The organism is Streptomyces sp. NBC_00457 (genome assembly GCF_036014015.1).
In the GTDB taxonomy this organism is placed as follows: Bacteria; Actinomycetota; Actinomycetes; order Streptomycetales; family Streptomycetaceae; genus Streptomyces.
The window spans coordinates 2,900,932-2,914,749 of record NZ_CP107905.1; the positions used below are offsets into that span (position 1 = coordinate 2,900,932).

Consider the following 13,818-nt stretch of genomic DNA (forward strand, 5'->3'; position numbering starts at 1 on the left):
TCATGCGTTCTCCTCGGAGACGGGCTGCGGGTAATGGGTGAGCAGGGGGGTTTCATGGAGTACGAGGGCGATGCCGCCCAGGGCGCTGCCGGCCTCGCCGAGCGTCGCGCGCCGTACGTCCACGTGGTGGCGGGCCAGCGGCATCAGGTGCTGTCGCAGGGCCTGTTCGACCGGTTCGAGCAGGGCGTCGCCGGCCTGGGCCAGTTCGCCGCCGACGACGATGACGCCGGGGCCGACGGCGTGACAGACCGCGGCGAGGACTTCGCCGACCTCGCCACCGACGCGGGCAAGGACCTCAAGGGCGGGCGGGTCGGCTGCCGTTGCCGCGTCCAGGAACTGCGCAGGGGTGTCCGCTGTGCCGCCCGCCGCCCGGTGGCGGCGCAGTACCGCATCGAGTGAGGCGAGGGTCTCCAGGCAGCCGGTCTTGCCGCACTCGCACCGCTCGCCGGCCGGGTCCACGGTGATGTGTCCGAACTCGCCGGACAGTCCGTGCCTGCCCCGGTGCAGCGCACCGCCCACGACGAGGCCGCCGCCCACACCGTGCGACAGGCGCAGGTAGAGCACGTCGCCGCTGTCCGCCGCCGCGCCCCACACCGCTTCGGCGAGCGCTGCGAGGCGGGTGTTGTTGTCGAGCAGCACCGGCACCCCGAACCGCTTGCGCAGCAGGTCCGGCAGACCGTCGATGCCCTGCGCGTGGGCGCTCTCACTGCCGGGGTCGGTGGTCGGACCGACCACGCCGACGCCGATCGCACGGAGCGCGCCGAGATGAACGGCCTGTGCCCGCCCTGGGCCGCCGGCCCCCGACTCCCCCGGCGCATCGGTCGTCAGCGAGTCGAGCAGCCGTACCGCGATGTCCACCCGCTCGGGCCAGGACAGGTCCCCGGCATGCCCCTCACTGGCCGAACCGACCACTTCGTGGGCGAGGTTGACCGCGGCGACATGCACGGCGCGGCGCGCGAAGTCGATACCCACCGCCTCCCCGGCGGCCGGGTTGAGGCTGAGCTTCTCCACCGGACGCCCCCGCTTGCGCGCCTCGACATACGGCGTGCCGGCGACCACCGCACCGCTGGTCACCAGGCCGGCGACGATGTCGTAGAGCGTGGTGCGGGAAAGCCCGCTGCGGGTGCCCAGCTCGGCACGGCTCAGCGGACCGTACTTGCGCAGCTGCTCGAGTACGGCTTGCTCATGGCTGCGCCGGAGCCGGGTCAGCGGACCGTCGTGTGGGTGCATGCCGGACAGCATGTGGGGGGCCGAATATTTTCGTCAACGAGCCGGACGAAATCATTTCGCCGCCGCCACCCCTCGGACGCAGCCGACACCAGCGCTCGTGACCTGGGGTTACTTGGAAAGTCTACGTTGCCACCCGGCTCGTAACGCTTCGGTAACGCACGACGGTTGGGGCCGCCCCGGCCGAAACCACGCCCCCGGAGCACCCGATCCGGATTAATTTTCCGGGCTGTTGACGAAATACCGCTGCCGTTCGCATCCTGGGCGTCATGCCGTCCCCGGGCGGCCTGACGAGGAGGACATGGCGGATGATCGACAACACGAACCGGCCGCCCATCGGCCGGAGGACCCTGCTGGCAGGTACCGGCGCGCTGGGAGTGGCGGCGGCGCTGCCCACGGCTTCCGCACAGGCGAACCCGGCGACGCGACGTGCACAAGCCGCGGCCTACCCGGAGAACTGGCCCGATCCCGAACCGTACGGCCTCGCCGACACCCGCCCCGACCTCTGGCCGCGCGACGACAACTCCTTCGTCCTCCCGCTCGAACTGCGCCCCCGGGACAAGGAGCGCGGCGTGGTCTGGATGCGGGACACCTATGTCAACTGCTTCGTCGTCCGGGGCCGTCCGCTCTACGTCGCCACGGGCACCTCCCGGGTGCCGGGCCTTGACGCGGCCGCGCCGTGGAACGACGGCATCTTCGTGTGGGTGTCCCGGTCGCTGCGCGGACCGTGGCGGCTGGCCGACACCACCGGAATCCGTCCCGGCGCCGAGCGCGGCAAGGTGTGGTCACCCGAGTTCGCGGGCGAGAACCGGCCCGGGCGCACGGTCGTCGCCCCCTGGCAGCAGTACTGGCACGACGACGAGTTCGGCAAGCGCGGCAACGTGTGGGCACCGGAAGTGCACTACGTCCGCGGCCGCTGGTACATCGTCGCGTGCATGGGTGACCACTCCCGCAAGGTCGGCTCGTTCCTGCTGGTGAGCGAGGGCGGGGTGGCGGGCCCGTACCGGCTCGCCAAGGGAAACCTCGCCAAGCCGTTCGGCGAATCGTTCATCGGCGGGCCGTCGTTCATCGCGCCCGGCGCGTACCACCACATCGACGGCAGCATCTACGCCGAGGGCGACGACGCCTGGCTCGTGCTGCACAACGACCTGTACGCCAAGTTCCGTGCCGACATGGAGGACATCGTCCCCACCACGGACCTCCCCAAGTTCCAGCAGTCGCCCTACTCTCCGGAGCCGTACCTCGAAGGCGCGTACGTCTTCAAGCACGGCGGCAAGTACTACCTCCTGCACGCCGCCTGGAACCGCTCGTCCGTCGCCCCGGACGGCAGCACGCGCTACGCCTACGACCCGCCGGGCATCGGTCGCACGCAATACCAGTACGACGCGGTCGTCGCCGTCGCCGACCGCTTCGAGGGCCCGTACTCCCGACGGTGGACCGCGGGCGTCGGCGCGGGCCACAACAACTTCTTCACCGACCACGCGGGGGGCCTGTGGGCCACGTTCTTCCGCAACCCGAACGCCGGTTACTGGTCCCACCCGTCGCGCATCGCGAACGCCGCCGTCCCCGGCGTCGTACGGCTGGAGTGGACAGGCCCGGAGGGCAATCGCCTCTACGTCCGGCGCGGGCGGAACCAACCGGCCGAGGGCTGACGGTTTCGCATGGCCCATCCAGGTGCTCAAGATCTATGAGAATGGGGTGACGTACGTGCGGGAACCAGATGAGCCGAACGCCGGGCGCCGGGCGGATCGCGCGAGCCCCAGCCGGCGGAGGCTCCTCGGCCTCGCCGGCGGTGGCGCTCTGCTGCTCGCGGGGTGCCGATGGGACGGAGCCGGAGCGGGGGGCTCCGGAGGCAGCGGCACCGGTGGTTCGGGCAGCTACGCCGGGCACCGGAAGCGTCCCGCGGCCCCGGAGGGCGTGCTCGGCTCCAACTTCAACGAGGAACCGCGGGGCATGACCGCCGCCGTCCTCGACGACCTGCGCACCAAGTGGGTGCGCGGCTTCACCCCGATGCCCGAGCTGGACAGTGTGGAGGCGGCCCGGCAACCGGCGATCAGAACCCTGCTGTCGTTCGCCGGCTCCGGCTACGGCACCGTGCTGTCGCTGAAGTTCCCCTACCAGAACAAGCCTCTCCCGCGGCCGGGCACCAGCGCGATGGACATCGAACTCGCCCGCGTCGACAAGGCTTTGGGTGCCGTCCTCGGCAAGGTCGACATCCTGGTCATCGGCAACGAGCCGTTCATCGAGACGCGCCAGGAGGACCGCGCCACCCTGCTCAACCCCTTCTACGAGGCCGTCGCCGCGCATGTGATCGCCGAGCGGGAGAAGCGTTGCGGGCCCGGCTGCCGTACCCGCCTGTACATGGGCGCCCTCAACCGCCTCCACGAGCCCGCCTGGCAGACCCCCGCCGTCAACCGCTGGCTGGATCACGTCAAGGCCGTCCCCGAGATGGAGGGCGTCGACATCCATCCGCACGTCTCCTCGATCGAGCAGGCCAAGGCGTTCACGGATTACGTGCTGCCCCGGATCCGCCCCGAACAGCGCTTTCTGGCCACCGAGTTCTCCCTGGTGCACTGGTGGAAGCAGCATTGGAGCGACCCGGTCCCCGCCACCTACGCCGACCGCTACGGGGTGCCGACCGGAACCCCGTTCTGGCAGGAAGTGCGAAACGCGGCCGCGGACCCGTTTGCGCAGCAACGGTGGCACGACCTGCTGATGAACAGCCCGTGGTTCGCCTCGCGCAAGGAGTATCTGACCACCCAGGTACGGCAGTTCCGCGCCACCGGACGGCTGGCGGTGGCGACTTACGGCACACTCCAGGGACCTGCGATGATCCGCGACATCGGGCCGGACAAGACGCCATGGCTGCTGAACAGCCTGTACGCCAACCTCGTCGCCCGACCTTCCGCGAACGGCGACATGGCGCACAACCCGGCGTTCTTCGATACGTTCCGCGCCCTCCAGGACACTTCCAGCGGGTCCTGAACATCGGGCCGCGGGGCGGCGATGGCAATCAGGATCGAAGCTCTGGAAACCTCTCGCACACAACCGCTCGTACAAACAACCCGTGCAAGAGGCCGCCGGCTTGCCCACACCGTCTCCGTCTACCTCGCCGCTCCCCATATCGCAGGCATCTTCTCCGGTCAGCGTGACCGGTCAGCGCGATGAGCCTGACGCAACGCCCTGACGCGGGGTGCGCAGGCCAGGTCGGTGATCCCCTTGGCGGCTCATCCAGCACTCCAAGTCGATCACCACCTCGGCCGCGGTCAAGTGTCGGGGAGGTCGGCGGAGTGACCTACTGGTCGTGGCGATGCGGATGGATCCGCGGTGGCGGCGCCCAGGAGGCGCAGGCCGTCGTGGGAGGGCGTGCCGGGCGCGGCGGTCAGGGCGATGAGCTGCTGGTCCGGGTCGGCCGCGTCAGTCAGTGTGGACCAGTCGAGGGCGAGTTCGCCGACCACCGGGTGGCGCAGGGCCTTGGTGCCCGCGGTCCGTGCGGCCACGCGGTGGTCGCCCCACCATGTCCGGAAGTCCGGGTCCCGCACCGACAGCTCCCCCACCAGCATCGCCAGGCGCGGATTCTCCGGGTCCCGGGCTGCCTCCATCCGCAGCTGCGCCACGCAGGCCCGCGCCATGTAGTCCCAGTCGGTATACAGGGCCCGTACCTTCGGGTCGCAGAACACCAGGCGTACGAAATTGCGTCTGTGCTCCGGAAGGAGCGCGAAGTCGGTGAACAGCGCGGCGGCCAGCGGATTCCACGCCAGGATGTCGGTGCACCGGCCAAGGACGAGGGCCGGGGTGTTGGTGAGATCGTCGAGCAGGCGCCGCAGCTGCGGCTGGACCCGTTGGGTGGGCCGCCGACGCGGTCGGCCGGCATCCTTGCCCGAGAGCTCGAAGAGGTAGGCACGCTCGTCCTTGCTGAGCCGCAGCGCGCGTGCAAGGGCGTCAAGCACCGGCTCGGAGGCCCGGCGACGCCCCTGTTCCAGGCGGGTGTAGTAGTCGGGGCTGATCGACGCCAGCAGGGCGACCTCCTCCCGGCGCAGGCCCGGGACCCGCCGCAGCCCGTCGTCGGGGAGCCCGGCCGTCGCGGGGCTCAGCTCCCTGCGCCGGGCCTTGAGGAAGTCACCCAGTTCGCTGCTCATGCGAGCAAGTCTCGCACCGAGAGCCGGCTGGCGAGGGGGCCAGTTCTGTCCCCTTATCCCAGCGCGGGGCGCCTGCCAGGGTCGAGGGCATGAAGACAGACGTCACCTTCCTCAGCAGCAATCTCACGCTCGCCGGGACCCTCTTCCTGCCCGACACACCCGTCTCCGATCGGCTTGCGGCCATCGTCGTCTCTCACCCGGGCGGCGGCGTGAAGGAGCAGACCGCGAGCATCTACGCCGAGCGCCTGGCGCGCGAGGGCTTCGCCGCGCTGGTCTTCGACGCCGCCTACCAGGGTGAGAGCGAGGGCGAGCCGCGCGGTCTGGAGAACCCCTTCCAGCGCGCGGAGGACATCAAGTCCGCCGTGAGCTTCCTGACCACCCGCGACGAGATCGATCCGGACCGGATCGGCGCTCTGGGGATCTGCGCCTCCGGCGGCTACGTCCCCTATGCCGCCCAGACCGACCTGCGCGTCAAGGCCGTCGCCACGGTCAGTGCGGGAGACCTGGGATCGGTGATGCGCGACGGCCTGGGTCGCACCCAGGATCCGGGGACCATGCGTTCAATGCTCGAGCGCGCCGGAGCCGCACGCACCGCCGAGGCGCGCGGCGAGGCCGTCCCCCGGCAGGAATGGATCACCGAGGCCGTGGACGCCGAGACCTACGAGTACTACCGCACCCCACGCGGTTACCACCCCCGCGCGGTCCAGCCCTGGCCCGTCCGCAGCCTCGACCAGATCATCCAGTACGACTCGTACGCCCTGATCCATCTCATCTCGCCCCGCCCCCTGTTGATGATCACCGGATCCGACGCGAACACGGCGTACATCAGTCACGAAGCCATCGAGAAGGCAGCCGAGCCCAAAGAACTCTTCGTCATCGACGGCGGCACCCACATCTCCCTCTACGACAAGGACGAGCACGTCACCCCGGCCGTCGCCAAGCTCACCGCCTTCTTCGCCACCCACCTCGCACCATCAAAGAGCTGAGGATCACGCCCACCTCGCCGACCAAGCAGCTCGAACCAGCCGTGTTCGAATCCTGACCAGCGAAACGATCGCCAGATTTCCGACCCATTCCTCAGGATGCCAACGAGCCGGTTGGCGAGTCGGCGCGGGGCGACGTTGAATTCGATGCCGCCGGGCGCGTTGCTGCTCGTAGCAGGCCCTGGCGCCGGAGGAGACCCGCAGCGCGGAGAAGGCCTGGGCGATCACGGCATCGATGAGCACCCCGCTCCCCTACAACGCGGGCGGGCTGCTGAGCGGTTCGCCCCGCAGCATGTGAGCGGCTGCCTCGGCCACCGCCCGCTGGGCGGCGATGCGGTCGACGTGCAGAGGTTCCCCCGTGGGCGACCACCTGTTCGCCGGCGACCCAGAGGTACGGCAGGAGTGGGCGCCGGAGGGCCTGATCGAAGTCTGGACGCCGGCAGACAGTCAGCACCAGGTCAGATCCTCAAGAACAAGCTCAGGCACGGGGCCGTCCGTCGGCGATGATCATGACGAGGGTATCGACGAGTTCGTCGGCGGAGGTGCGCCAATTCCCGGTGCTGAAGTGGCCGCTCAGTTCCGCGTTGATGATGCCGCTGACGCCGGTGAGGAGCAGGCCTCCGTATCGGTGCAGGTCGTGTTCGTCGACGAGTTCGGAGACGATGGCCAGGAATTCATCCTGAGCGCGGCAGGAGGCACGGATCATCATGGCGGGGTCGTCGCCGGCCGGGGGGCCGAACATCAGCCGGTAGTGGTGAGGGTGGCGACGGCCGATGGAGACGAGCACAGTGAGGGCGCCCCGGAGCCTGCCGGACGGGGTACCGCGCAGGGCTGCGATCTCGTCACTGAAACGCTCCCAGCCTTCTGTGGCGACGGCGCCAAGCAGGCTCTCCTTGTCGGCGAAGTGCCCGTAGGGGGCGCCGCGGCTCACACCGGCCCGTGCGCCCACATCCCGCAGGGTTACCGCGTCAGGGCCGCCCTCGTCGAGCAGCTCGGCGGCCGCGTCGAGAAGGGCGCGGCGGGTCGCGGCGGCGGACTCTGCGCGACTGACCATGCCCACATATTACAGATGACAGCGTCACATCATCTATTTGACACTGTCACATGAAACCTCTTACGGTCACTCATATGACAACGTCATGCGAGTCCGATGAAGCGGGCAGCATAACCGTGGTGACCAGAGCCTCGGCCGGGATGGGAGCCGCCCCCGCAAGCGAGCCGGCCCACCGTGGCTTCCACGTACTTGCCCGGGTGCGGGGCGAGAGTGACGTTGACACCCTCCGCCTCAACGCCGACGGGCAGCTATTCCTGGACGCCTCCCGGTTCGGCGCACCGTTGCACGGCACCTTCTGACCTCCGGCCTCCTGCCGGGCCGCATCACGTTCCTACGCACCACACAGGAGTAACGCACCGTGGATCTGCAACTCGCCGGCAAGCGCGTGCTCGTGACCGGCGCCAGCAAAGGCATCGGCCTCGCGATCGTGCGGGCCTTCCTCGCCGAAGGCGCATCGGTCACCGCCGTGTCCCGGCGCAGCACACCCGAGCTCGACGAGACCGAGGCGACCTTCGTGTCCGCCGACCTGTCCGAGGCCGACGGGCCCCGCCGCATGGTCGAGACAGTCCTCGCAATCGACCCGCGCTTGGATGTTCTGGTCAACAATGCCGGTGGCGGCAGCCTGCCGGAGGGATCGCTCGGTGACACCCTCGACGGCGGGGACGAAATCTGGCAGGACGTCTTCGCACTGAATCTCAGCTCCGCCGTGCGGGTCACCCGGGCCGCCCTGCCCGCGCTGACCGAAGCCCGGGGCGCGATTGTCAACATCAGCTCCGAAGCCGCCCGGCGCCCCGGCGCTCCCGGCAGCACCCCGCTGCCCTACGGGGCGGCCAAGGCGGCGCTGAACACGTTCTCCCGAGGGCTCGCCGAACGGATGGCCCCGCAGGGGGTACGGGTCAACACCGTCTCGCCGTCCGTGACAAGGACCAACGCCATCGAGGGCAAGGACGGCTACATGTCCCAGGTGGCGCAGGCGATCGGCGTCGAGCACGCTGCCCTGATGCAGAACCTGCCGGCGGATCTCGGCATGCTCACCGGCAGCCTGATCGAGCCGGACGAAATCGCTCGCGCGGTGTTGCTGCTGGCATCCCCGACCATGCCGAGCGCGATCGGTGCGAACTGGGCGGTCGACGCCGGCTCCGTCAAGGTCGCGTAACACCCCTCACGACACCGCCGGAGCGGCTCGGAGCCGCTCCTGGCCGGTACCTCGGCGGGACGCTGGTGCTGCCGAGATGCCCGGCGGCAGCCCGGCCGCTGCCCTCGCTGTCGACGTGATTCACCTCGGCGGGCTGGGGGGGGAGTGCTGGGCTGCGATTGTCTGGGCCGATCCACAGTGGCCGTTGGGAAAACAGACGGCGAGAGAGTAAGAGAGCAAAGGCGTGATAATGAATTCGGACAGCACAACGGCGATCGAACGGCCCGGACGCCTGGGCGACCACACCCAAAACCTGCGTACCGACCCACGCACCGATCCACGGGTCGTCGAAGCACTGACACCCTTCGGCCTGGACGACAACATCGAGCCTGCCCCGTTCGGTCCCGACGCCCCGCGGGAGCAGTTACTCGAGTTCGTCAAGGCCGCCGAGGCCGGGACCGAGGGATTCCTCGCCACGCTCGTCGACGGCCTGGAGCCGATAGCGGGGCTCGACCACCGCACCGAGACGATCACCGGCCCGGCCCGCAACGACATCCAGCTGTACCTGACACGGCCCGCGGACTCCTCTGCCCCGTTGCCCGGGATCCTGTACCTGCACGGTGGCGGCATGGTGATGTTGAAGGGCTCGGGGCCGATCTACGCACGGTTCCAGGATGAGCTGGCCGCCACCGGACTCGTCGTCATCGGCGTCGAGTTCCGCAACGGTGGTGGCGAACTCGGTGCGCACCCGTTCCCGGCCGGCCTCGACGACTGCGCAGCAGCGCTCGACTGGGTGCACGAGCACCGCGCGGCGCTGGGGATCTCCACACTCACCGTCGCGGGCGAGTCGGGTGGGGGCAACCTTGCGCTCGCCACCGCGATCCGTGCCAAGCGCGAGGGCAGGCTCGCGGCCGTCGACGGTGTCTACGCTCTGGCGCCGTCCATCTCGGGCCTCTACGGCGGCAGCGCCGAGGAGCGTGAAGCGGCATTGCCGTCGCTCGTCGAGAACGACGGGTACTTCATGGCGTGTGACGGGTCCGCGATCTTCGCTGAGGTCTACGACCCCGGTGCTGAGCACGCCACCGATCCCCTCTGTTGGCCCTACCACGCGACGGTCGAGGACCTGTCCGGACTGCCGCCGCACGCCATCTCCGTCAACGAGCTCGACCCGCTGCGTGACGAGGGGCTGGTCTACCACCGCCGTCTCGTCGAGGCCGGGGTCGAGGCCGCGTCACGGACAGTGGCCGGGACGTGCCACGCAGGCGATCTGATGCTCCGGGCCGCCATCCCGGACATGTACGACGCGACCGTCGAGAGCGTGCACCATTTCGCTGCCGGCCTCTGAATGTGACGTCACCGGAGAAACAGGAGGAACGTAGTACATGTCTGCCGCCCTACCGTCCAACTGATCGTTTCAGAATGAAATGCCCTGTGTGACTTGGCAGTTGGGTGTTGTGTCGGCAGGATCTGTTGGGTGCCTGTCGATCTTGTGCCTGACCTGTGGGAACGTGTGGCCCCTGTTGCCGTCACCCTCGAGGCCCTACGTGCCCACTTACATGAGAACTTCACAGGTGTTCTCGGGCGACCCGGACGGGGCGACGAAGCAGCTGAGGTCATCGCGTTTCTCGCTTCCCCGCGAGCCTCGTACTTGACCGGCACCCAGGTCACGCTTGACGGGGGACTGCTTCCAACCCTGTAAGCGTGGGAGGCGAGCTGCACGACGGTAAGCGCCACCGCGTGCTCGGCACGCTCCACCGCCAGACGACCGCCGGCCTTCGACCGCGACGCCTACAAACAGCGCAACACGGTCGAACGCGACCTGAGCGGGCTTGCCGAAGTCCGTGCGATACCGCGCCACTTCAGGGGCGCGGGGCTGTATCAATATGCGGCTCCGCCGCGATGAGGCTCCCCCCTGCTCGAGCCAAGCCGAGTGGGGGGAGCGACCAGCCACGACGGACCCGCAGCTTCGAACCGTATTTCCAGCGGAGCGCTCAACGGGTCGGCGCCGTCGAGGCGAGCTCGGTCCTGGCGTCGGTGCCGGCGATCACGCCCCGCGACTCGGCCTCGGCCCAGGTGAAGATGCCGGTCGACATGAGGCTGCGCTCCTGGGCGGCACGCAGCGCGTAGACCTGGGCCCGGGCGGTGTGGACGGTGGTGTCGTCCGGGGCGGCGTCGCCGGCGAGCTGGGCGAGGTGGCACGCCAGCCGGTGGGAGCCGGCACGGGCCAGCTCCAGCGCGCGGTCGGCGAGGACCTGGGCGCCCCCGCTCAGCGCGGCGAGCTCGGTCGCGAGCTCCTCGTCCGGGGCGGGCTTGAGGTGGGCGGGGTTGCCGTCGTACCAGCCTGCGAACTGGCGCCACAGGTTGCGGACGATGAACTCCGGCTCGTCGTAGACCGGCTGCAGGTAGTGCAGCGCCGCCAGGTCGTCCGGCACCCGCACGCGGTGCAGCGTCTCGACCAGCGTCGCCCCGCTGTTGAGGCAGGCGATCGTCTGGTCGACGAGGGTCTCCAGGTAGCGCGCGGTGTTCTCCAGGACCTCGCGCACGTGGTCGGCGCCGACGACCGGGATGCCGTGACTGCCGAGCATGAGCTCGGCGTCGAGCGAGGCCATCCACCGCAGCGCGACGGCCCAGTCGACGGGATAGCGCTGCACCTTCTGCGGGTTGCCGGCGTTCGGGGCAACGCCGAGGAACAGGTCGCCGGGGAAGAGGATCCGCTTTTCGGGGATCCAGCCGACCACGTGGTCGTCGGTCTCGCCCCGGTGGTGGGTGAGTTCGAGTCGGAGGCCACCGACCTCGACCACATGGGTCTCGGCGAAGGTGATGTCCGGCTGCCGGAACTCGGCGGGCCAGACGAGGTCGGAGATGCGGAACTGCCGGCGGTTGATGACCGTGTTGTAGCCCTGCGTCTCGGCGTACCGCCGGAATCGCGTGAGCACGTTCTCGTGCGCGACCACCACCGGGCGCGGTCGGCCCTGGGCGTCGGCGTCGAAGCGTCCCAGGCCGCCGACGTGGTCGATGTGGCCGTGGGAGTAGACCGCGTGGGTGACCGGCCCGGAGTCCCACGCGGTGACCTGCTCATGGAGCCGCTCGGCGAACAACTCGGCGCCGGTGTCGAAGAGCACGAGTCCGTGCGCGTGCCGGATGGCGAAGGCGTGCCCGAAGCCGGGCACCATCAGCACCCCGTCGGCCACCTCCTCGGCGTGGGTCATGGTGGGTTCGACCAACGAGGTCAGCTCACGGTCGCCGTTCCACATCTCGGCGGCCTGCTGGAGGATCGAGGTCTTCATGACGGGTCCTTTCGGTGGGCTGCACTGCGGTCGGGAGAGGCGGCAGTGACCGCGTCTTGGTTCGGTGGGGCGCCGGGCGGGGACGCAGGGCGCGGCGCACGACCACCGCGGTGAGGGCGACCATCGCCAGCATCGTCGGTTTGGTGAAGAGCGCGCTGAGCAGCGTGAGTCCGACGACCGAGTCGATCGCGTAGAGGTAGCCGAGCGGTACGAGGTGGGTCGTCCAGAGCACGGCCCAGGCGGCGGTCAGGCGACGGTGGCGACGCCGGGCCGCTGGATCGCCGGCCGTCGAGGCCGGCTCCACCCGGACCCTGCGGCACACCGTCTCGGTGATCGGCTGCCCGATCAGCAAGGAGCCGACGCACGCCACCAGACCGGCGGCGTTGATGACGAGCTCGGGGAAGTAGAACGCACGCCCTTCACCGAAGGCGATGGCACTCACGCTGTGGAGGGCCACGATCGAGGTCGACACAGTAACGACGACCAATGGTTCGCCGCGGTGGCGGCGGAGCGCGGCGACCACCAGGGCGACCAGCAGCGCGACGAGTGCTCCCCACTCCGGGCCCCAGCGGGACTCGACGATCAGGAACGCCGCCGGTGCGGAAGCCGCGTCGATGAAGTGCCGTGCGATGTCGGCCGGGCGGCGAGGTGGGCCGGGGATCGGTTTCCATGCGTCGCCCGTGTCGGGTTCGTACATCGCGTCCTCCTGTCATCGTCTCGGACGGCCTGGACGGCCGGTCCGTCCTCGGCGCTGGGAAGCGCCGGGCCATGTGCATCGGGCGTCGGGATTTGCTCAGCACTCACGGACATCGATCTCGCCCGAGGCTCACGGGGGTCCGACGACCGTCCGGCCGGCCGTGGATTTGGGGCCGCGCTCGCGGCCCTGGTCCGGGATCCGGCGCCTGCCCTTCCCGCACCGACAACCGATGATGCACTGGTCAGCGTTGCTTGACACATCACAGCTGATAAATCAATCATTGTAAAGAGGGTGTGGAGCCGCCGGCACACGATGCCGTTCGCCGCCGGACCGGGCGCCCGAGGCGAGAGGAGCCAGTAGATGACGACCACCGTGACGCTGACCGGCACCGGCGTGCCCTTCCCGAGTGCGGAGCGGGCCGGCCCAGGTGTGTTGGTGAGCCATGACGACGTCCACCTGCAGATCGATGCCGGCCGGTCCACGCTGATGAGGCTGACCCAGGCCGGGATCAGCCCGCACCAGCTCTCGGCGCTGCTGCTCACGCACCTGCACAGCGACCACGTCAGCGACGTCGCCGACCTCGTGCACACCCGGTGGGTCCAGGACCACATGTACGGCACCGGCCCGCTTCCCGTGGTGGCGGCCGACGGGCACGCGCCCGGGTTCGTCCAGCGAGTGCTGGCGGCGAACGAGTACGACGTGGACGTGCGCGTGCAGCACGTGCAGGACGCCCCACCCGAGGTGGTCGGCCACTGGTTCGACCTCCCGGACACTCCGACCGAGGTCTGGCGCAGCCCGTGCGGGCGTGTCGGCGTCGCGGCCGTCCGCGTACGGCACGAGCCCGTCGAGCAGGCCGTCGGCTACCGGATCACAACGCCCGACGGTGTGGTCGTCGTCTCCGGCGACACGCGGGTCTGCGAGGAGGTCGCGGCGTTGTCGGTCGGGGCCGACGTCCTGGTCCACGAGGCGTGCCGGAGCTCGGCACTCGCGGAGTTCGTCAAGGGGACACGCTTCGAGACCATCTTCAGCTACCACTCCGACACGGTGGCGCTGGGCGAGATGGCCCAGTACGTCGGCGTGCCGCACCTGGTGCTGACGCACCTCATCCCCGAGCCGACGTCGCCGGACCAGGTGGCCGAGTACGAGGCCGAGGTCCGCAAGGGCGGGTTCGAGGGGCGGGTGTCGGTCGGTCACGACCTCCTGCCGATCACGCTCGGCGAGGCTCCCGACGCGGTGACGCATGCGGCTCGATCATCGCGCCCTGCTGAACGGCGACTTCATCAGACGTGACCAGAA

At 69.7% G+C, this 13,818-nt stretch carries 13 protein-coding genes; 8 read left to right on the forward strand and 5 right to left on the reverse strand.

The features are described from left to right. Positions 1-1,242, reverse strand: coding sequence for an ROK family transcriptional regulator (locus OG828_RS13195; RefSeq protein ID WP_328354744.1), 1,242 nt, complete (start codon positions 1,240-1,242; stop codon positions 1-3). Positions 1,243-1,535: 293 nt separating this feature from the next. Here OG828_RS13195 and OG828_RS13200 point away from each other — a divergent pair, with 293 nt between their 5' ends. Together OG828_RS13200 and OG828_RS13205 are read left to right on the forward strand one after the other, a co-directional pair. After that, positions 1,536-2,879, forward strand: a complete 1,344-nt coding sequence (locus tag OG828_RS13200) for a family 43 glycosylhydrolase (RefSeq protein ID WP_328354747.1) — start codon at positions 1,536-1,538, stop codon at positions 2,877-2,879. A gap of 55 nt (positions 2,880-2,934) precedes the next feature. After that, the gene (locus tag OG828_RS13205) at positions 2,935-4,212 is read left to right on the forward strand and encodes a hypothetical protein (RefSeq protein WP_328438027.1); all 1,278 of its coding nucleotides are present in this window, start codon (positions 2,935-2,937) and stop codon (positions 4,210-4,212) included. Between the two features lie 281 nt (positions 4,213-4,493). Here OG828_RS13205 and OG828_RS13210 read toward each other — a convergent pair whose 3' ends face one another. Beyond that, the gene (locus OG828_RS13210) at positions 4,494-5,366 is read right to left on the reverse strand and encodes a helix-turn-helix domain-containing protein (RefSeq protein WP_328354752.1); all 873 of its coding nucleotides are present in this window, start codon (positions 5,364-5,366) and stop codon (positions 4,494-4,496) included. Between the two features lie 89 nt (positions 5,367-5,455). Between OG828_RS13210 and OG828_RS13215 the strand changes: the two genes are divergently transcribed. After that, positions 5,456-6,352, forward strand: coding sequence for an alpha/beta hydrolase (locus tag OG828_RS13215; protein WP_328354754.1), 897 nt, complete (start codon positions 5,456-5,458; stop codon positions 6,350-6,352). Positions 6,353-6,827: 475 nt separating this feature from the next. Here the strand turns inward: OG828_RS13215 and OG828_RS13220 are convergent, their stop codons facing one another. Next, a complete protein-coding gene (locus tag OG828_RS13220) occupies positions 6,828-7,403 on the reverse strand; it encodes a TetR/AcrR family transcriptional regulator (RefSeq protein WP_328354756.1) in 576 nt (191 codons plus the stop codon). Positions 7,404-7,522: 119 nt separating this feature from the next. Between OG828_RS13220 and OG828_RS13225 the strand changes: the two genes are divergently transcribed. From OG828_RS13225 to OG828_RS49520, 4 genes are all read left to right on the forward strand, one after another. Beyond that, positions 7,523-7,702 carry a hypothetical protein gene (locus OG828_RS13225; protein WP_328354759.1) on the forward strand — a complete coding sequence of 60 codons (180 nt, stop codon included), beginning with the start codon at positions 7,523-7,525 and terminating at the stop codon, positions 7,700-7,702. A gap of 59 nt (positions 7,703-7,761) precedes the next feature. Further along, positions 7,762-8,559, forward strand: a complete 798-nt coding sequence (locus OG828_RS13230) for an SDR family NAD(P)-dependent oxidoreductase (RefSeq protein ID WP_328438028.1) — start codon at positions 7,762-7,764, stop codon at positions 8,557-8,559. Between the two features lie 229 nt (positions 8,560-8,788). Next, positions 8,789-9,883, forward strand: a complete 1,095-nt coding sequence (locus tag OG828_RS13235) for an alpha/beta hydrolase fold domain-containing protein (protein WP_328438029.1) — start codon at positions 8,789-8,791, stop codon at positions 9,881-9,883. Between the two features lie 165 nt (positions 9,884-10,048). Further along, positions 10,049-10,237 carry an SDR family oxidoreductase gene (locus tag OG828_RS49520; RefSeq protein ID WP_443060273.1) on the forward strand — a complete coding sequence of 63 codons (189 nt, stop codon included), beginning with the start codon at positions 10,049-10,051 and terminating at the stop codon, positions 10,235-10,237. A 292-nt stretch (positions 10,238-10,529) separates the two neighbouring features. Here OG828_RS49520 and OG828_RS13240 read toward each other — a convergent pair whose 3' ends face one another. Beyond that, positions 10,530-11,825: an alkyl sulfatase dimerization domain-containing protein gene (locus OG828_RS13240; protein WP_328438030.1), complete on the reverse strand. Its 1,296-nt coding sequence runs from the start codon at positions 11,823-11,825 to the stop codon at positions 10,530-10,532. After that, positions 11,773-12,522 carry a DUF3159 domain-containing protein gene (locus tag OG828_RS13245; RefSeq protein WP_328438031.1) on the reverse strand — a complete coding sequence of 250 codons (750 nt, stop codon included), beginning with the start codon at positions 12,520-12,522 and terminating at the stop codon, positions 11,773-11,775. The genes OG828_RS13240 and OG828_RS13245 overlap by 53 nt, the downstream gene beginning before the upstream one ends. A 360-nt stretch (positions 12,523-12,882) precedes the next feature. Here OG828_RS13245 and OG828_RS13250 point away from each other — a divergent pair, with 360 nt between their 5' ends. After that, positions 12,883-13,812 (forward strand): MBL fold metallo-hydrolase, encoded by a 930-nt coding sequence (locus OG828_RS13250; RefSeq protein WP_328354774.1) that lies wholly within the window; start codon positions 12,883-12,885, stop codon positions 13,810-13,812. Positions 13,813-13,818: the final 6 nt, after the last annotated feature.

What these genes read in the sequence shown, in the direction of transcription:
- OG828_RS13235 (WP_328438029.1), top strand. Translation starts at nt 8,789, where the DNA reads ATGAATTCGGACAGCACAACGGCGATCGAACGGCCCGGACGCCTGGGC.
- OG828_RS13195 (WP_328354744.1), bottom strand. Translation starts at nt 1,242, where the DNA reads ATGCTGTCCGGCATGCACCCACACGACGGTCCGCTGACCCGGCTCCGG.
- OG828_RS13210 (WP_328354752.1), bottom strand. Translation starts at nt 5,366, where the DNA reads ATGAGCAGCGAACTGGGTGACTTCCTCAAGGCCCGGCGCAGGGAGCTG.
- OG828_RS13245 (WP_328438031.1), bottom strand. Translation starts at nt 12,522, where the DNA reads ATGTACGAACCCGACACGGGCGACGCATGGAAACCGATCCCCGGCCCA.
- OG828_RS13240 (WP_328438030.1), bottom strand. Translation starts at nt 11,825, where the DNA reads ATGAAGACCTCGATCCTCCAGCAGGCCGCCGAGATGTGGAACGGCGAC.
- OG828_RS13215 (WP_328354754.1), top strand. Translation starts at nt 5,456, where the DNA reads ATGAAGACAGACGTCACCTTCCTCAGCAGCAATCTCACGCTCGCCGGG.
- OG828_RS13200 (WP_328354747.1), top strand. Translation starts at nt 1,536, where the DNA reads ATGATCGACAACACGAACCGGCCGCCCATCGGCCGGAGGACCCTGCTG.
- OG828_RS13250 (WP_328354774.1), top strand. Translation starts at nt 12,883, where the DNA reads ATGACGACCACCGTGACGCTGACCGGCACCGGCGTGCCCTTCCCGAGT.
- OG828_RS13220 (WP_328354756.1), bottom strand. Translation starts at nt 7,403, where the DNA reads ATGGTCAGTCGCGCAGAGTCCGCCGCCGCGACCCGCCGCGCCCTTCTC.